The organism is Psychrobacter sp. PL15, from assembly GCF_035984995.1.
GTDB lineage: Bacteria > Pseudomonadota > Gammaproteobacteria > Pseudomonadales > Moraxellaceae > Psychrobacter.
In genome coordinates, this window is record NZ_JAXCIB010000014.1 from 1 (window position 1) to 19,628 (window position 19,628).

The 19,628-nt window shown below is 38.7% G+C and carries 10 protein-coding genes; 9 read left to right on the forward strand and 1 reads right to left on the reverse strand.

Translation table 11 applies throughout. From position 1 onward, the window contains the following. Window positions 1-152: 152 nt before the first annotated feature. Window positions 153-869, reverse strand: coding sequence for a 3'-5' exonuclease (locus tag RCH20_RS10820; RefSeq protein WP_327193585.1), 717 nt, complete (start codon window positions 867-869; stop codon window positions 153-155). A 266-nt stretch (window positions 870-1,135) separates the two neighbouring features. On the opposite strand from RCH20_RS10820, the gene RCH20_RS10825 reads away from it, so the two are divergent. From RCH20_RS10825 to RCH20_RS10865, 9 genes are all read left to right on the forward strand, one after another. Next, window positions 1,136-1,231, forward strand: a complete 96-nt coding sequence (locus tag RCH20_RS10825) for an AlpA family phage regulatory protein (RefSeq protein ID WP_327193607.1) — start codon at window positions 1,136-1,138, stop codon at window positions 1,229-1,231. Between the two features lie 286 nt (window positions 1,232-1,517). Further along, window positions 1,518-2,141, forward strand: coding sequence for a DUF1819 family protein (locus RCH20_RS10830; protein ID WP_327193586.1), 624 nt, complete (start codon window positions 1,518-1,520; stop codon window positions 2,139-2,141). Next, window positions 2,138-2,734, forward strand: coding sequence for a DUF1788 domain-containing protein (locus RCH20_RS10835; RefSeq protein ID WP_327193587.1), 597 nt, complete (start codon window positions 2,138-2,140; stop codon window positions 2,732-2,734). Before RCH20_RS10830 ends, RCH20_RS10835 begins: the two co-directional genes overlap by 4 nt. Window positions 2,735-2,754: 20 nt before the next feature. Continuing rightward, a complete protein-coding gene (brxC, locus tag RCH20_RS10840; RefSeq protein ID WP_327193588.1) occupies window positions 2,755-6,420 on the forward strand; it encodes a BREX system P-loop protein BrxC in 3,666 nt (1,221 codons plus the stop codon). Between the two features lie 150 nt (window positions 6,421-6,570). Then, window positions 6,571-10,170: a BREX-1 system adenine-specific DNA-methyltransferase PglX gene (pglX, locus tag RCH20_RS10845; protein ID WP_327193589.1), complete on the forward strand. Its 3,600-nt coding sequence runs from the start codon at window positions 6,571-6,573 to the stop codon at window positions 10,168-10,170. Window positions 10,171-10,250: 80 nt separating this feature from the next. Further along, a complete protein-coding gene (gene pglX / locus RCH20_RS10850; RefSeq protein ID WP_327193590.1) occupies window positions 10,251-13,883 on the forward strand; it encodes a BREX-1 system adenine-specific DNA-methyltransferase PglX in 3,633 nt (1,210 codons plus the stop codon). Beyond that, a complete protein-coding gene (gene pglZ, locus RCH20_RS10855; RefSeq protein ID WP_327193591.1) occupies window positions 13,873-16,530 on the forward strand; it encodes a BREX-1 system phosphatase PglZ type A in 2,658 nt (885 codons plus the stop codon). The genes pglX (RCH20_RS10850) and pglZ overlap by 11 nt, the downstream gene beginning before the upstream one ends. Window positions 16,531-16,554: 24 nt before the next feature. Further along, on the forward strand, window positions 16,555-18,624 hold the full coding sequence (gene brxL / locus RCH20_RS10860) for a protease Lon-related BREX system protein BrxL (protein ID WP_327193608.1): 2,070 nt from the start codon (window positions 16,555-16,557) through the stop codon (window positions 18,622-18,624). A gap of 22 nt (window positions 18,625-18,646) precedes the next feature. Continuing rightward, window positions 18,647-19,624: a hypothetical protein gene (locus RCH20_RS10865; RefSeq protein WP_327193592.1), complete on the forward strand. Its 978-nt coding sequence runs from the start codon at window positions 18,647-18,649 to the stop codon at window positions 19,622-19,624. Window positions 19,625-19,628 lie beyond the last annotated feature (4 nt).

The following is a 19,628-nucleotide window of genomic DNA, read 5'->3' on the forward strand; positions in this document are numbered from 1 at the left end:
AAGTTTCTACGCCAAGGATGGATGGAAAACGACTTATCTAAATTGTTTTATGATATTAATCCTTGTCATAACACTTTTATTTTGAATTGACTATATCTAGCTACTTAGCAAAAATGTATTTTCTTACTATAAAAACTGACTACATCATCTATTTATACCGATTCTAATACTTGCTGGCATGCTTGAGCTAAATAAGGATCAACATTATCCTGTTTAAGAAGCCACTTAAGATAGCCTGCACCATCAGAATTAGCAGCTAAATCTGCAATAGCCTCACCTTTATGTTTACCAAAACTTAAGTGCGTGGGTACACGCGCCATTTGGCTAAATTCATATAAGCTATCCACATCAGTAATAACATGACCTTGAATGTTAGCCAGGTCAATCAGACTGCCAGGCACCAGCTCAGTGAAGTAAATATCAGCAATGGCAGCGTGTGCGTTCTTTGCTTGAGCACGGGCTATATTACGATGAAAATGATAAAGCAGGGATACTAGCTTATGGCTCTCTAGCGTAGGAAGCAGGAAGTTAGCCATGGCATTGGTACATATCAATTGAGGTGTATGGGTCACGCCAGCATTTTTAAGAACAGCCATGTCAAAATCAATATTGTGTCCAATCAAGTACTCAACACTGTTAGGCAATCTGAAATCGGTATGAGGTGGCTCATCCGCAACATCCTCATCACAGATATGCGATATCGCCATTGACCCTAAACTGATTTCTTTGAGAGGGTTAAAGCGCTTAGCTCGCGGAGCTTGTAATGCAAATACCTTACCATCGTTTATTTCAACAATAGAATAGGCCGCTTCAGTCATGTGCGGTTCAATAAGTCCCGTCGTTTCTGTGTCGAGTATGTAAGTAGTCATAATTTTATTTGTAGTTCTGATTTGAGGATGAGATTTAAAATAGTGAAATATTTGATGTGATTAGCATCGGCTTAGAGGGCTAGTAGTAAGTAACAAATTAACATATAAATTGGTAATAGCTATAATTTATCAGGTTTCTTGATTAAGTAATCGCCAATCAGTGAAACTATATATATGAAAACTAGACTAAGGATTTAATCATAAGAAATTTATATCCACAAAAACCAATACTCGAACGATGTAATAATATCCCCCAACTTCTTAGCATTAAGGATGTCATTAATTATACTAGCCTTAGTCGTTCTACTATCTACGAGATGATTAATGAGGAGTCTGATCGCTTACCCAGATTGAGAGGCTGATACTTTAAATATATCGATTTTATGACTAATCGCTTATTGAAAACCAATGTGGATTTATCACAACCATGCACAAAAATTTGCGTGAGTTAGGCTGATAAAACTTATGGTTTAAAATTGTCATAATAGCGATTATTAAAATAAAAAAGGGGAGTATGTTAACCGTGATTATGCTTTGTCTTAATATGTGCTATCAAATGCTTGCCACATATTTAAAACATATGACAGAGCAGCACCTTATTTTGATATGATTGCAAATTTACTTATCTTATCGGAGGCAGTTAATAGAATGACTGATAATGCTAGGCGTGGAGTAGATATGCAATACTATCTAGGCGATCTGATTGGAGGTAGTCTACTAATTACAGAAACGAGAGTTATCGCAGAGTCTCTCCTTAAAAAACTACCTGAAGATGAATTGAGATACTTGATAGTAGAGCAAAATATTCTACAGAAGAAGTCTGATAAAACATCTAGCCGCTATGCGAGTGCAATCCGAAAGCGAATTGAGGGCTTGGGTGATGAGTTCATGCAGTCGTTGTTGACTGCGACAGATAGAGCTTATATTCAACTGTTATTGGTTGCTGTAATGATCAACTCTCCAATAGTTGAAGACTTTATGAGATTAAGTCTAGCAGAGGCAAAAAGAACCTATAAACCGAATTTACCCCGCGATGCCTGGAGTGAGTTTATTGATACGCAGGTTTTAAAGTATCCAGATTTGCGTAGATACTCAGAATCAACTATAAAAAAATTGGGTAGTAATGTAATAAAAATATTAGTTGATAGTGATTATCTAAGCGATAGTCGTAAACGCGAGATATATCCTGTATATCTGCTTCCAGAAGTAAAAGAATGGCTTCTACGTCTCAATAGAGGTGATTTGATAGAGGTTATGGAGTGTACTGTATGAAGGCATTACAACGTCGATTAGATTTGATATTTGATAGGATTGAAAGTCCTAAATTTTTAAAGAATGATGGCTTAGGTAATGAAATCGGGTTTTGGGTTTTTGACTACCCAGCAAAGCATGAACTACTGGTTCGTGAAAATTTAGAGTCAATAACGAGAAAGCTAGAAAGTCGTAAGTACAAATTTGAGCACTTAAATATATTTGAAGTTCTTATATCTATATTAGAGGAGCGTGGAATTTTTGATCGTGCATGCCAGCGTGAAAAAAAAGTAGGCGTAGATGCTATCAAGAAGACGCTATCTGGACCGCTTAGCCAAGAGAAAGTTGCAAAATTTATTGCCAGTAAATACAAACTTGATGATATGGATTTTTTAATACTATCTGGTTTAGGCAATGCGTGGCCTCTTATAAGAGGTCATGAGCTACTTAGTGCATTACAGGATGTTATGGGTAGTACGCCGCTAATTTTATTCTACCCTGGAGGTTACAGCGGTAGGGATCTACATCCCTTCGGGCTAATCGATTCACAAAATTATTATCGTGCTTTCAAGTTAGTGCCTGAAAGTGGTCACGAAACAAATATTAATAATTAATAAAAAATAGAGAGATTGAGATGGATATTGAAAGTATTTTTTCAAAAAAATTAACACGTAATATTAATGGTGTTGTGAAAGCAGAAGAAAAAGATAACGAACACGTATTCGTTGAGCTAGATGAATATGTAGTAACACGAGAGTTGCACAAGCATTTTAATGATTTTTTTGAAGTATATTCTCCAACAGTGAATTATCAAGGAGTTGTAACCTCAGGGAATAATGGTGTTTGGATATCGGGTTTTTTTGGTTCAGGTAAGTCACATTTTTTAAAAATCCTATCGTACTTATTAGAAAATAACGTGGTTGAGCTTGAGGGAACTAGTCGTAGAGCCGTGGACTTTTTCGAAGATAAAATTGACGATAACGAGCTTTGGGCCAATATTCAAAATGCTGGAACAAAAAATACAGATGTAATTTTATTTAATATTGATTCAAGGGCTAACACTGAAGATCGTGAGAATGCGATTCTAAAGGTTTTTTTAAAAGTGTTTAATGAGCGCTTGGGCTATTGTGCTGATTTTCCTCATATCGCGCATTTAGAGAGAGAGTTGGATGAGCGCAAGCAGTACGAGGCTTTTAAGAGTAAATTTGCCGAGCTTGCAGACTCTACATGGGAAGATGAGAGAGATGCGTATGATTTTTATAGAGACGAGATAGCTGAGGCATTAAGCTATGCCACTAAACAGTCCGCAGAGTCTGCCAAACAGATGATAGAAAATGTGGAAGATAATTTTCCGCTAGATATTCATAATTTTTGTACTTGGGTAAAAGACTATCTAGACTCATCAGGTGATAAGAACATACTTTTCTTAGTTGATGAGGTAGGGCAGTTTATAGGCAAAAATACGCAAATGATGCTAAAACTGCAAACTATTACAGAGAACTTAGGCACTTACTGTAATGGTAGAGCGTGGGTAATTGTTACATCACAGGCAGATATTGATGCTGCTATTGGTAGTATGAATCGAGGAGAGAGTCAGGATTTTTCTAAAATTCAAGGTCGTTTTAAAACACGGTTGGCTCTCTCGAGTAGTAATACCTCAGAAGTTATTCAAAAAAGGCTGTTAGCAAAAACAGACAAAGCTGAAGAGGCTTTGCTCAAGGTGTTTTCTGCAGAAGGAGATATTCTTAGACATCAACTCTCCTTTGATAAAACGACGACAGCTGAGTTGAAAGGTTATACAGATGGCAAAAGCTTTGTAGCTAACTATCCATTTATACCTTATCACTACTTGCTCGTCCAAAAAGTATTTGAATCTATAAGAACTAAAGGTGCGACAGGGAAGCACTTAGCGATGGGAGAGCGCTCACTGCTAGACGCGTTCCAAAATGCAGCAAAGCAAATTAAACATGAAAAGTTGAATGTTCTGGTTCCTTTTCATAGCTTTTATGCCCCTATAGAGAGTTTCTTAGAACCAGCGGTCAAAAGAACCATTGATCAAGCTTTAGAGTTGGATTCACTTTCAGATTTTGATGGTCAAATTCTAAAAACCTTATTTCTAATACGCTATGTCGATACGGTCAAAAGCACTTTAGATAATCTGGTAACTTTATCTATTAGTAAGATAGATGAAGATAAAATAGTATTACGAAAGAAAATAGAAGACAGCCTTGAACGTCTTGAGCGCCAACTCCTCATTGCTAGAAATGGAGAAGAGTTTATATTTCTAACCAATGAAGAAAAAGAAGTAGAAAACGAAATCCGTAATACAGATTATGATATATCTGAGGTATCTAGTAAGCTCTCTTCCATAGTGTTTGACAACATTCTAAAAGGTAACCGAGTTTATCGTTATCCGGTTAACAAACAAGATTTTTCTGTTAGTCGGTTTTGCAATGGACATCCAAAAGATGGCGTTAATCTTGAAGACTTGGTTTTAAAAGTTATCTCACCTTTAGACACAGATTATAATAGTTTTTCGACAGACTATGACTGTACTGAGTACACTCTTAAAGATGACGGTAGTATCTTAGTTAAGCTTGGAGAAAATCAGCGCTTGTGGGCGGAATTAACTACTTATATTAAAACGGATAGATTTTTAAAACAAAATTCAGGACAGCGACGTGAACAAGAACATTTGCTAAGAGAAAAGCAAATGGAAAATATTGAGCGTGAAAAGCGTTTGAAAACTGATTTTGAGAACTTGTTTTTGGAAGCTGATGTATATGCAATTGGTACAAAAATGCCAAAGAAACCTTCAACGCCAATTGCAGTTCTAGAAGAGTCTTATAAGTATGTTATTGAAAATACTTTTGAAAAGTTGAATATGCTTAAAGCTTCGCAGAGTGATGTTTTAAGAGAGCTTAAGGCTGTTCTGACAGCAGATGATATGGCTCAAGCTGGTTTAGACCTTCAAACTGAAGAAAATAATCCCGCAGCGCTACAAGAAGTGGATAATTATATTTCACTTAATTTTGAACGCAATATACCAGTCAGCTTGCGTGACGTAGTAGAACATTTTAGTAAGCGTCCTTATGGTTGGCCCGATAATGAAGTATTGCTTGTGGTTGCTAGGCTTGGGCTGGCAGGCAAGGTTTCATTTGATATCGGCGGTAACAACCTACCGCTCAATGACGCTTATGATTCATTTGCGAATGGGCGTAAGCGTACTGATATTCGAATAAGTACCGTTCGCCGCCATGGTGAATCAGACATTAAAAAGGCATCTGCACTAGTTAAGGCTTTATTTGGCAAAACCTTTACAGGGTCTGAAGAAAAAGAATTGTATGCATTAATCGTTTCTGAGCTAAAAAGCTGGCGAGATGATTTAAAGGCGTTCCAGAATAGATCACAAAGTGGAAAGTTTCCTGGTAAGCAGAAAATTGAAGCAGGTTTGGTTTTAGTCTGTGGTGTATTAGAGGAGAGTACTAGCTACTTACTAATTGAACGCTTTGTGAAGGAACAAAAAAGCTTGAAAGATTTTTATGAAGACTTCGAAGATTTAGAAGATTTTTATGAAAATCAAGTGGATACTTGGTTGCAGCTTGATGTGGCATTGACCCAAAGGTTCAAAGCGAACAAGTCAAAGTTGACGGAGAACCCGGAAGCTGCAAAAGCGCTTGAAGAGCTTGAGTCTATACACAGCATGGAAGATCCTTATAGTAAGGTTCGCCTGATAAATCCGCTTATTGAAAAGATAAAAGCTGTTAATGACAGCATTGTTAAAGAGAAAAAAGAAGATGCTCTTCGCAAAGTGGATTCGAAAGTTGAAAGAGTGCAAAAAGCTCTGGATGTAGCATCTGCTTCCCCTAATATAAGCAACCAAGCCTTGTATCCATTACGGAAGTGTCGTGAGCGTATAGAAAGTACAGATTCTATTCACCAAATACTTAGTGAGCAAGCTGAGTCTATGAGCTTTGAAGATAAGGCTTATGAGTTGATAAACGCATATGTCGAAGAGCAACATAAGCAGACAGCATTAGAGAAAAAAAGCAGTGCTATTGAGTCTGAAGCTGTAAGTTATGTTACTGATAATGCTACTACCAATACCAACAGCAATACCAACAAACAAAGTAATATAACTCCTAGAAAAACAGTTCCTATTAGTCCTAGCGACTTAATTAGAAAGTCAGTCTCAAATGGGATAATCGAAACGGTGCAAGAGGTTGATGATTGTTTATCTTTGTTAAGAGAGCAGCTAATAAAGTCGGTAGAAGCTGGTGACAGGATAAGAATTAAATAAGTTTAGAGAGTACGATTGTAAGTGCCTATGCATCAGGATATTTAAGTAGAAAGACTGTTAAGTAAGCTAGTAAGGTATAAATATCTACTAGCTTATAATTTTTTCCCACATCCAATCCCCAAATAAATAAAAAAGACAAGAAGATAATTTATGGAAACCAGTAACATCAAGAAATATGCCCCTAAAGCACGTGTGGCATTTATGGATGCTGCTGCCAAACGATTGAACACTTTTGGTATCAGCGCAAACAAGCAAAACGAGCTGCAAGTTATTGATGCGTTGGTTCAAGGTTCAGTCTTACAAATTGGTGATAATAACTTTGACAGCAAGCTTGCTCCAGCTAGGCAGCGTCTGGTCGAGAGGAGTGAACAGCTAGGCTATGCACAGCTAGTAGAGCAAGTGGCCTATACCTGGTTTAATCGTCTATGTGCCATTCGCTACATGGAGATTCATGACTATCTAGGTCATGGCTTTAGAGTCCTCTCTCACCCAAGCGGTGAAAAGCAGTTTGAGATCATAGACCATGCCCAAGATGCGGCTGAAGAATTGGGCTTAGATCGAAACCACATCATTGATCTTAAACTTGCAGGTAATAAAAACGAAGAGTTATATCGTGAGCTTCTACTTGGTCAGTGCCATAAGCTACATGAAGCCATGCCATTTTTATTTGAAGCCCTAAATGATGAAACAGAGCTGCTGTTACCAGACAACCTAACCCGTACCGACTCGATACTACGTGGTTTGGTTGATAGTATTCCAGAAGAAGACTGGCAACAAGTAGAGGTCATTGGCTGGTTATATCAGTTCTACATTTCCGAGAAAAAAGACCAAGTCATCGGCAAAGTGGTAAAAAGCGAAGACATTCCTGCGGCGACACAGTTGTTTACCCCCAACTGGATCGTAAAGTACATGGTGCAAAACTCCTTAGGCGCACAATGGTTAGCCACCTATCCAGAATCGCCGTTAAAAGAGCAGATGGAATACTACATAGAGCCAGCCGAGCAAAGCGACGAAGTAAACGCCCAGCTACAAGCCATTACCCCAAGCGAGCTCAACCCAGAAGAACTCACTCTAATCGACCCCGCCAGTGGCTCGGGCCACATTTTGGTTGAAGCATATGATTTGTTTAAAGCGATTTACCTAGAGCGCGGTTACCGCCAGCGCGATATTGCCCAACTGATTTTAGAGAAGAACCTATTTGGTTTAGACATCGACCAACGTGCCGCCCAGCTAACAGGCTTTGCCCTGATGATGAAAGGCCGTGAAGACGACCGCCGTTTTTTTGAGCGCGGCATAAAGCTGAATGTGATGGCCATGGTCGATAGCACAAGCTTAGACGTCGAGACTTTAGTGCATGGCATTGAATTATCACAATACGACTTAGCCGCAGAAAACCTAACCGCACTCAAAGACTTGTTCGAACACGCCACAACCTTTGGTTCCCTTATTCAAGTGCCGCAAACACTGACAGAAAAACTACCCGCACTAAAACAGCTAAGCGAAACCAACAGCCAAGATATGTTTGTGAAGGAAGGTTTGGAGTATTTAACGCCACTTGTAAGGCAGGCTGAAATACTGGCAGCGCAGTATGATGCGGTGGTGGCGAATCCTCCTTATATGGGAAGCAAATATCAAACTTCTAAATTGAAGAGCTATTTAAAATGTAATTACCAAGGATATGACAAAGATTTCTTTTCTGCTTTTGTTGATCGAAACTTAACATTTAGTAAACCTCATGGCCGGTTAGGGTTTATGTCACCCTTTGTGTGGATGTTTATTTCTAGTTATGAAAAATTACGAACAAGACTTATACAAGAAGAAAGTATCAGTACTTTGATACAACTAGAATATTCGGGCTTTGATGGTGCTACGGTACCTATTTGTACTTTTACTTTGCAAAAAGGATATTTAGCTGCTCAAAAGGGTTGTTATGTTCGTTTGTCTAAATTCAAGGGCGCGGCAAATCAAGCTCCGAAGACACTTGAAGCTTTAAGCAATCGAAGTTGCGGTTGGTTTTTTGAGGCAGCCCAAGATGATTATAAAAATATTCCAGGCTTTCCGCTTTCGTACTGGGCCTCAAGTAATATTTATTCAGCTTTCAATTCTATTTCCTTAGGTAAGAAGTATTCTGCTAGGCAGGGTATTGCTACTTCAGATAATGACCGTTTTCTTCGATTATGGTGGGAAGTCGATAATACAACGTTTGGCTTAAATAATGAGAGTGCACTGAGTGCAGAACAATCAGGGATGAAATGGTTCCCATATAATAAAGGAGGTTCGTACCGGAGATGGTTTGGTAATAATGAGGCTATAGTAAATTGGGCTTCTAATGGTCAAGAAATTAAAGCATTTGATCGAGCAGTTATCAGAAATCCTGACTATTTCTTTAAGCCCAGTGTAACGTGGACCAGAGTCAGCTCTTCATATTTCGGTGTAAGGCAATCAGACCACGGTTTTTTGTTTGATGCCACAGGACCTTCTGTATATCCAGATAAAGAGGATATGGACTTCATCACAGGTCTACTTTGTTCTAATGCTTGCTCAACGTTACTAAATTACATGAGCCCTAACTTAGATTTTCAAGTAGGGCATATCGTTAATATCCCTTTGCCTGTGGTTGATGCAAGCTTGTTAACTTTACCTGTTAATCTATTAATAGAAAAAGCGCGTAAAGATTGGAATGAGTATGAGTATTCTTGGGACTTCCGATCCCTCCCTATCCTAGCGTCCTCCACCGAACCTACACCTTCTCTTGAATCCAGCTACTCCACTTGGGTTACCCAAAACCAAAGCACCGTCGCTGAGATGAAGCGCTTAGAAGAAGAAAACAACCGCCTCTTCATTGACGCTTATGGCCTACAAGATGAACTCACCGCAGAAGTACCGATTGAACAAATTACTCTCACCGTAAACCCTGCATATCGCTACGGCATAAAAGGCACCGAAGAAGAGCGCAACGCCCGCTTTAGAGCAGACACTATGACCGAGTTAGTTTCTTATACGATAGGCTGCATGATGGGACGTTATTCACTAGACCAAGAAGGCCTAGTATATGCCCATGCAGGCAACGAAGGGTTTGATGCCAGTCTATATAAGACCTTCCCAGCAGACAGCGATGGTATCGTTACTATAATGGACGATGAGTGGTACAAGGATGATGCCTGCAACCGAGTGGTTGAATTCGTTAAGACCGTGTGGGGTGAAGATAATCTAACTGAGAACCTACAGTTTATTGCTGAATCATTATGTTTGGATGCGATCACACCTAGAAAATCAGAAACTGCCGTCGAAACCATACGTCGTTATCTATCGACTAAGTTCTACAAAGATCACATGCAGACCTATAAAAAAAGACCTATCTACTGGCTATTTAGCTCGGGCAAAGAAAAAGCCTTTGAATGTCTCGTTTACTTGCATCGCTATAACGAAAGCACACTCTCTCGTATGCGTACAGAGTACGTCACGCCACTACTAGGTAAGTACCAAGCTTATGCAGAACAGTTAGACAAACAGCTCGAAATGGCTGAGTCTACACAAGACAAAAAGCGCCTTGAAAGAGATCTCAAGAGCATAAATAAGAAGCAAAGTGAACTACGTGAGTTTGACGATAAGCTGAAGCACTATGCAGACATGCGTATCTCAATAGACCTAGATGACGGTGTTAAAGAAAACTATGGTAGGTTTGGTGATCTACTTGCTGATGTTAAAAACATAACAGGTGAAAAACCGAAAATTATTAATGCTGGCTAATACTATAGACATATCCTGTAGCTTATAATTTTTTCCCACATCCAATCCCCAAATAAATAACAAAGACAAGAGGATGATTTATGGAAACCAGTAATATAAAGAGTTATGCCCCTAAAGCCCGTATGGAGTTTATAGACGCAGTCGCCAAACGACTCAACACCTTTGGTATCAGTGTTAATAAAAAAGGGGAGCTCCAAGTTACTGAAGCCATAATACAAGGATCAGTCTTACAAATTGGCGATAATAACTTTGATAGCAGCTTGGCCCAACGTAGGCAACGTCTGGTTGAAAGAAGCCAGCAACTGGGCTATGAGCAGCTCGTAGAACAAGTAGCCTATACCTGGTTCAACCGCTTAAGTGCCATTCGCTACATGGAAATACATGGCTATTTGGGTCATGGTTTTCGAGTACTCTCTCACCCAAGCGGTGAAAAGCAGTTTGAGATCATAGACCATGCCCAAGATGCGGCTGAAGAATTAGGCTTAGATCGAAACCACATCATTGACCTTAAACTTGCAGGCAATAAAAACGAAGAGTTATATCGAGAGCTTCTACTTGGTCAGTGCCATAAGCTTCATGAAGCCATGCCGTTCTTATTTGAAGCCCTAAATGATGAGATCGAGCTCTTACTACCTGACAATCTAACCCGCACCGACTCGATACTACGTGGTCTGGTTGATAGCATTCCAGAAGAAGATTGGCAACAGGTTGAAATCATTGGTTGGCTATATCAGTTCTACATCTCAGATAAAAAATATGAGGTTAGTGGCAAAGTAGTCAAAAGTGAAGACATACCTGCTGCAACCCAGTTATTTACCCCCAACTGGATTGTAAAGTACCTTGTGCAAAATTCAGTAGGACGTCACTGGCTTCAGACCTATCCTGACTCGCCAATTAAAGCGGAGATGGAATACTACATTGAGCCTGCCGAACAAACAGAGGAAGTGAATCAGCAGCTTAAAGACATCACCCCAGAGTCTATAGACCCAGAGACTATTAAAGTACTAGACCCGGCAAGTGGTTCTGGCCATATCCTCATTGAAGCCTACAATGTGCTCAAAGCCATCTATGAAGAGCGAGGCTATCGCTCACGTGACATCCCCAAGCTCATACTAGAGAAGAACATATACGGCTTAGACATTGATGACAGGGCAGCACAGTTATCAGGCTTCTCACTGATGATGATGGCGCGTCAAGACGACAGGCGCATCTTTAGTCGTGACGTACGTTTAAACGTGCTATCACTACAAGAGACAGTGCACCTAGATCTGCCAAAGCTATGGCAAGATCTAAACCTATCGGGTGATTGGACAAGCGGTGCGACTCAAGACATGTTTGGTGGTGACTTAGACCTAAGCTCCTTTGGAGCAGACAACCGATATCAGCTATTGCAGCGTAACATCGAAAGGTTTAAGCAGGCTAAGACCTTTGGCTCATTGATTGAAGTGCCTGCAGCAGAATACGAAGCACTTAAAGAGTTACACGACACCGTGCTTGAGCTATCAGAGTCAGGCGACTCGATACAGCGTGCAGCAGCCAGTCAAGTCATTGATGTGGTTCATCAGGCCTTACTATTATCTATTCGATACGATGCGGTGGTTGCTAATCCCCCCTATATGGGGAGTAAGGGGATGAATAGTGAGATTACAGAGTTCGCTAAGAAGAACTTCCCTGATAGTAAGTCTGATCTGTTCGCTATGTTTATGGAGAGAGCTTTTAGTTTACTAAATAAAAACGGATTAAATGCTCAGATTAATATGCATAATTGGATGTTTTTACCTACATTTGAGGATCTTAGGAAAAATATTTTATCTAATAGAACAATAGAGACTATGATGCATTTAGGTACACGTGCATTTACTCAAATAAGTGGAGAGGTAGTTCAAACTACTGCTTGGGTTATAAAATGTATTGATATGGAAAACTATAAACCTACATTTTTTAAGCTTACTGACGGTAATGAGTATGAGAAAAAGACAAAAATACTAACAAGAGAAGGCAAGTTTAATTCAGTCCTCCAGTCTGAGTTTGATCAAATCCCAGGGAGTCCAGTTGCATATTGGATTAGCAAAAAGTGGTTTGAAGTTTTTGTTAATAATCCTTCTTTAGGAGCTTTTTCATATGTATCTGAAGGAATAAAAACAGGAAATAATAATAAGTTTCTAAGGTATTGGTACGAAGTTGATTTTAGGCAAGTTGGTGATCTTAATAAAGCTAATGTAAAGTGGGTTTATCATCATAAGGGTGGAGAGTTAAGAAAGTGGTTTGGTAATAGAGAGTTTGTAATACTTTGGGAAGGCAATGGCAAAGTCATTAAAGGTATGCCTAATTCTGGGATTCAAGGAGAAAAAACCTTTTATCAAGATGCAGCTGTTTGGTCTGATGTAACTACTAAAGGTTACTCAGCCAGGTTGAAAGATAGATTACATACGTTTGATAGCGCTAGTCCAGCAGGAGTAACCAATATAGAGGTGAAAACAGACCTACTTTGTTTTTTAAATTCATGTGTGGTTGGCTATCTAACACCTATCTTAAACCCTACACAGCATTTTAAGGTAGGGAACTTCAGAACCTTGCCTTTCAAAAGCAACGTCGCTACAGATTCAAGTCCAATGATTAGAATCGCTAAGCAAGATTGGGATTTCTATGAATATTCTTGGGACTTTACTCTTAACCCAATTATGAAAGAGAAAGATCTGAAAAGTAGTAGCTTAGTTAGCAAAAACTATGCATCTTGGCGTACTAGCTGCAATAAGATTATCTCGAGCTTGCAAAACCTTGAAGAGGTTAATAATAAAACGTTTATTAATGCTTATAATTTGAATGGTTTTCTAGATCCTGAAGTTAAACTTAGTAATATTACTCTTACTTGTAATCCTGAGTATAAGTATGGAGTAAGTACAAAGGAAGCTGATGTTGCAAATAAGCTTACTAGTAACTCAATTGCAGAGCTAATTTCCTACACAGTCGGCTGCATGATGGGACGTTACTCACTAGACCAAGAAGGTCTGATATACGCTCATGCGGGTAACGAAGACTTTGACGCCAGTTTATACAAGACGTTTCCAGCAGACAGCGACGGCATTATCCCTTTGAGTGATGAGGAGTGGTTTAAAGACGATATCAGCAATCGAGTGGTTGAATTCGTTAAAACAGTATGGAGTGAAGGGAATCTAACGGAAAACCTACAGTTTATCGCAGATTCACTATGTCTAGATGCCATTAGATCTAAGAATTCAGAATCTGCCGCAGCCACCATACGTCGTTATCTATCAATGCAGTTCTACAAACACCACATGCAGACCTATAAAAATAGACCTATCTACTGGCTATTTAGCTCAGGTAAAGAAAAAGCCTTTGAGTGCTTGGTATACTTGCATCGCTATAATGAAAGCACGCTATCTCGTATGCGTACAGAGTACGTCACGCCACTATTGGGTAAGTACCAAGCTTATGCTGAACAGCTAGATAAACAGATCGACATGGCTGAGTCGACACCAGATAAAAAGCGACTTGAAAGAGAGCTAAAAAGTATGGATAAGAAGCAAAGTGAATTACGTGAGTTTGATGACAAGCTGAAGCACTATGCAGACATGCGTATCTCGATAGACCTAGACGATGGTGTTAAAGAAAACTACGGAAAATTCGGCGATCTACTTGCTGAAGTGAAGAAGATAACAGGTGAAAAACCGGAGATTATTAATGCAAATTAATGAGTTGATTGAAGGCATTAAATCTAAGCTTGAGCAAAGTAGAATTGTGTTTTGGCATGACCCAGAACACAGCTTTCAGGAAGATATTGATCAAATTACTGCTTCTTTGAGTGGGAGTGATAGCGATAAGCTAAAAGATACAAATATATTGCCTGATAGTATTACTGTGTTAAACATGGCTGATGAATCTGTATTAGCAGTCAAAAAACGCATAGAGATTGATGAGCCTCAGCAGAGTTTTCTACTTTATTTCTCTGAAGCTGAACCAACGCCAGAGAGTGATTGGTTGCTAGATATCCGTTTATATAGTGAGCCATTTTTTGCCGATCGTAGTTCTATGTTACTTAATGAGCTGAGTATTCCAAAAATGTCACTTCGCGAGCATATTAGACAGCGCAATGCTTTTTTTGGCAGTAAAAAACGCACTGCAAGTTTGAAGAAATGGGTAAGTGAAAACGAGGATGAGCTAAGTCTGGATCGTAAGATGATGGCAGTGGTTGTTAATGCGGATTCTGCTGAATTAGACAGTATCATTTTAAGTTTGCTCAATGAATATGCCAATAATATTGATAGTGATATAGGTGAGACTCCACTTTGGGACAGTTTGGTTAAATTCGGTCTAGACTCGTCGTTCTGGTCTTATCTGGAGACGGCTTTTGGATATATCACTCAAGAGCCTTCATTAACCGATTTTACTCTCAAGCTATTTTGTACTGATTTTTGGCGTCATATTGAGTCAATAGATAGAAATTGGCTCAGTAACAATGTCTTGAAAACAGCTTCTGGGCAATCAAATGCCATGGCTTTTATGAGTAGTTGGCGCGACAGTCGAACATATGCTGTCAGCTATGAAAATATTTCTGGATTGTTGGCTTCTAAATTAGAAATTAAAGATAAAAGCGTAAGCTGTTCACCAATGCAGTTGCTTGAGTGTCAAACATTTGAAGAAGTTGAGCAAAACATCATTGTTGGCTTAGTTGATGATTTGATTGATGAAAGCCGTACGATTGATTCAGCGCATTTTGATTCGATTATCTCACGTCGCTTACTGAGTCATTGGACTAAGTCAAAGGAGGATTATAAGTTTATTTACAATGCTATTGGCAACGCAAAAGTTCTGATGCAGCTACGTAATGACTATATTGATGGTTTCCACTTTGGTAGTGCAAAAGAGATGTATGCTGCCTACACAGAGCGTCTATTTAAGTTTGATCAGGCGTATCGTTTATTTAGTGAAAATGTGAATTACACCTTTAGTAAAGGTTCTGAGATTTTAAGGAAATTAAACGGTGCAATAGAGAACTTATACGTCAACTGGTATCTTCGTCAATTAGGTTTGTCATGGGATAAACATTTAGAAGATGAGAAGCTTTTAGATAGTTGGAAAATAAAAGATATCCCAAATCAGTATGATTTTTATAATAAGCAAGTTCAATCATTATTATCAGGGACACAGATCAAACGAGTATTTGTGGTTATATCTGATGCCTTACGTTACGAGGTAGCTAACGAGCTAGACTCTATCATTAATAGTGAAAAGCGATTCAAATCTGAGATTTCTACACAGCTAGGAGTGTTACCTAGTTATACTCAGCTAGGCATGGCGTCCTTACTTCCTCATAAAACATTAGGCTATAACGACAAAGGCAATTCCGCAGTTTATGTGGATGGATTCTCATCTCAAGGATTAGACAATAGAAACAAGATACTGCAAAAAGTAGGTGGTATTGCGGTGAAGTCTACAGAGCTAATGAACTGGAACAATGAAGAAGGGCGCGATAAAGTTCGAGATGCTAAAGTGGTTTATATTTATCACGATACTATCGATGCGACAGGCGATAATCCAAGTAATGAGCATAAAACTTTTAAAGCATGTCGTGATGCAATTAATGAGCTCAAGGATCTTGTTTCCCGTATTATTAATCGCCTCAATGGAAGCCGCGTTATTATAACAGCAGATCATGGATTTCTATTTCAAAATAATAAATTAACAGGAAGTGATAAAACAGCTTTTGATGTTAAAGAGTTGAACACCATTGAGGCGAAAAAAAGGTATGTTATCGGTTATGGACTGCCTTCTGATAGCACTCGGTGGAAAGGCTTATTAAGCAACACGGCTAATGGAGAAACAGACTTAGAGCCTGAGGTCGAATTTATCCTTCCCAAATCTTCTCAAAGATTTCATTTTTCAGGTGGCGCTCAGTTTGTTCATGGCGGCGCCATGCTTCAAGAGATATGTGTGCCTGTGATTCAAGTTCGTGAGTTACAAAAAGAGCAAGTTGCTAAGTATGAAAAGAGAGCTGTAGGTATTATTTCAGAGAAGCAGTCCATTAAGCTGGTAAATAACATTGATAAAATAACCTTTATCCAAACAGATATTATAGATAGTGAGTTCATACCAAGGAAGTTGGAAATATTTATTGTTGATAGCGAAGGAATGCTTGTTTCTAGCAAGGAGACAATTGTTTTCGATAGTTCTAGTGAGAATATGAATGAACGAAAGCGAGACGCCACCTTTAAGCTCATTGGCTCAAGTTTCGATCGCAATTCAAAATATACACTGATACTTCAAGACTCTGAAACAAATACTGAATATCAACGTTATAGCGTGACTATTGATTTAGCCTTTCATGATGAGTTTTTCTAAATATATTTGGATAAGAATATGACAATGAATAATGAACTGAGTGGCAATATAGATAATAATGCTGTTCAAATTACGGATTTAGATGACTTATTAAACCAGCATTTTAAAGGCAGAGTAGTTCGTAAAGACTTAACCAAAAAGCTTAAAGAGGGTGCCAACGTACCGGTTTATGTGCTTGAGTATTTATTAGGTATGTACTGTGCCTCTAACGATGATGAGATAGTACTAAAAGGTCTTGAAAGTGTTAAAAAGATTCTTGCTGAAAACTATGTAAGGCCTGATGAAGCTGAAAAAATTAAATCATTAATTCGTGAGCGTGGCACATTTAAAATTATTGATAAAGTAAGCGTTAGATTAAATCAAAGAAAAGACGTCTATGAAGCGTTTCTTTCTAATCTAGGCATCAATGATGCGCTGGTACCTAGCAACATAGTTAAGGAAAACGAAAAGCTACTTACTGGCGGTATTTGGTCCATTATTACCGTCCAATACTTCTTTGAAGAGGGGCAAAAGACGTCACCTTTTTCGATAATGAATCTGAAACCCATTCAAATGCCTTCAATGAATATGGATGAGATATTCTCTGCCAGAGAGCATTTCACAAATGAGCAATGGATGGATGTCATTCTGCGTTCAGTAGGAATGGAACCAACCAATCTAGAGGAGCGGGTTAAGTGGCATCTTATCGCTCGTATGATTCCTTTTGTTGAAAATAACTATAACGTATGTGAACTAGGCCCCCGTGGTACAGGTAAAAGCCATGTATATAAAGAGTGCTCTCCAAACTCACTATTAGTGTCAGGTGGTCAAACCACAGTAGCTAATTTATTTTATAACATGAGTTCACGACAGGTAGGCCTTGTGGGCATGTGGGATTTAGTCGCTTTTGATGAAGTTGCTGGTATAAGGTTTAAAGATAAAGACGGTATTCAGATCATGAAGGATTATATGGCCTCTGGTTCTTTTGCTCGAGGTCGAGACTCTGTCGAGGCTAAGGCTTCTATGGTATTCGTTGGCAATATCAACCAAAGTGTTGAAACTCTTGTGAAGACAAGCCACCTTTTAGCCCCCTTTCCTGAAGCGATGATTGATACAGCATTTTTTGATCGATTCCACTGCTACATACCTGGGTGGGAAGTACCAAAAATGCGACCAGAGTTTTTCACCAATAGCTATGGCCTAATCACTGACTATCTAGCTGAATACATGCGTGAAATGCGTAAGTATGGGTTTTCCGATGCTATTGATAAGTTTTTTAAGCTAGGTAACAACCTCAATCAACGCGATGTTATTGCTGTAAAACGTACAGTTTCAGGATTATTAAAGCTTTTGCATCCTGATAGTAAGTACACAAAAGATGATGTGCGTGATTGTTTGGTTTATGCTTTAGAGTCGAGACGTCGTATCAAAGAGCAGCTAAAGAAATTAGGTGGTATGGAGTTTTTTGACGTTCACTTTAGCTATATCGATAATGAGTCTTTAGAAGAGTTCTTTGTAAACGTGCCAGAACAAGGTGGCAGTAAATTAATTGCTGAGGGAATACCTAGACCGGGCGTCGTCCACTTAGTCACTCAAGGAAGTGCTGACAAGCTAGGGCTTTACCGCTATGAAACCCAAATGATGCCAGGTTCAGGTAAACATTCCGTATCTGGCTTGGGCTCTAACACAGCTGCAAAAGAAGCTATACGTATTGGTTTTGATTACTTCAAAGGAAATTTAAAGCGTATTAGTGCATCATCAAAATTCTCTGAGTATGAGTTTCATTTGCATGTTGTTGAACTCCATAATACTGGGCCAAATACTAAGTCATCACTGGCTTCCTTAATTGCTTTTTGTTCTATTCTAATGGGAAGGTCAATACAAGAGCAGATGGTAGTTCTAGGTGAAATGACACTTGGTGGTGTGATTAACCCAGTGCAGAATTTAGCTGAAAGTTTACAACTAGCAATGGACAGTGGGGCTAAAAAAGTACTCCTACCAATGGCATCTGCTTCAGATATACCAACTGTACCATCAGAGCTTTTTTCGAAGTTTCAGATCAGCTTTTATGCGGACCCAGTCGATGCCGTTTATAAAGCATTGGGTGTGCAATAAAATAATCACAATAGGTAAAAACATGCTGAAAAAACTACTGGTACTACTTATGATGCCATCTCTTAGCTGGGGTGCTGCATGTGTTGTACCGCCTGAAAGCCTGGGGTTCCTTGGTATATGGCCCACTCAGACACTTACTGAATTTTCATCTGCTCATAAAGGAATGAAGATATTGAGTAGTTTTGATGAAGAGAGTGACAGCAGGGAAGGGAGCTTAGAAGCTATAGACAAACAAGGTAAGTTCGAAATCATCTATAAACCTATTAAGGGATTGGATGATTTTACTGTCAGTCATATATCATTTAATGTTGATAAGAAAGAAATAACGTCATTCGCAATAATGGGCGCCTCTATCACAGATAATATAAATAAAGAAAAGGATATATTAATAAGCAAGACAGGAATTCCTAGCAAGCTTTGGGTAGCAGATAGTAGTCAAGAGCAATATACTTACCTATGTGATGATTATGAAGTAATTGTGCGGAAAGATGATAGCAGGGGTGAGTTGGCTTTGTTGTTAAAAAGCAATCTGTCAGAGATGTATAATCCTGATACTTCGAATATAAAAGAAAAGCATCGTTTTACAGCAAAGCAGCTTTCAACCAATAAAGTTCAAAATCGTATAGCAGCAGAATATATTTCTTATTCAGGTTACAACTTATATGAGAATGATTCACTATTTAGAACTAGGTTTAACGAAGTTTTCCTTAATAAATTAAAATTAAAGATAGATGATTTTGATATGACTGAGGCTTTAGATGCAACTAATATTATTAATGGCACCTTAGCAACCTATTTTTGGCAAAAAAATAAATATTATAAAGACACTCAGTTAACTGTATATGTAGCCTATGAAAGCTATAACAATCACATGCTAGTGGTTACTAAAGATTCAGATGACAACGTCAAAATATACGGTGATAAAGATAGTTCTTTGATTAGCGCTATCATTAAATCACCAAGCTTCCCATTAGAAATAGCATCAAAAATATATAACTAACAGT

Coding starts and splice junctions, on each gene's coding strand:
- RCH20_RS10865 (WP_327193592.1), top strand. CDS start 18,647: ATGCTGAAAAAACTACTGGTACTACTTATGATGCCATCTCTTAGCTGG.
- RCH20_RS10830 (WP_327193586.1), top strand. CDS start 1,518: ATGACTGATAATGCTAGGCGTGGAGTAGATATGCAATACTATCTAGGC.
- pglX (WP_327193589.1), top strand. CDS start 6,571: ATGGAAACCAGTAACATCAAGAAATATGCCCCTAAAGCACGTGTGGCA.
- brxL (WP_327193608.1), top strand. CDS start 16,555: ATGAATAATGAACTGAGTGGCAATATAGATAATAATGCTGTTCAAATT.
- brxC (WP_327193588.1), top strand. CDS start 2,755: ATGGATATTGAAAGTATTTTTTCAAAAAAATTAACACGTAATATTAAT.
- pglZ (WP_327193591.1), top strand. CDS start 13,873: ATGCAAATTAATGAGTTGATTGAAGGCATTAAATCTAAGCTTGAGCAA.
- RCH20_RS10835 (WP_327193587.1), top strand. CDS start 2,138: ATGAAGGCATTACAACGTCGATTAGATTTGATATTTGATAGGATTGAA.
- pglX (WP_327193590.1), top strand. CDS start 10,251: ATGGAAACCAGTAATATAAAGAGTTATGCCCCTAAAGCCCGTATGGAG.
- RCH20_RS10820 (WP_327193585.1), bottom strand. CDS start 869: ATGACTACTTACATACTCGACACAGAAACGACGGGACTTATTGAACCG.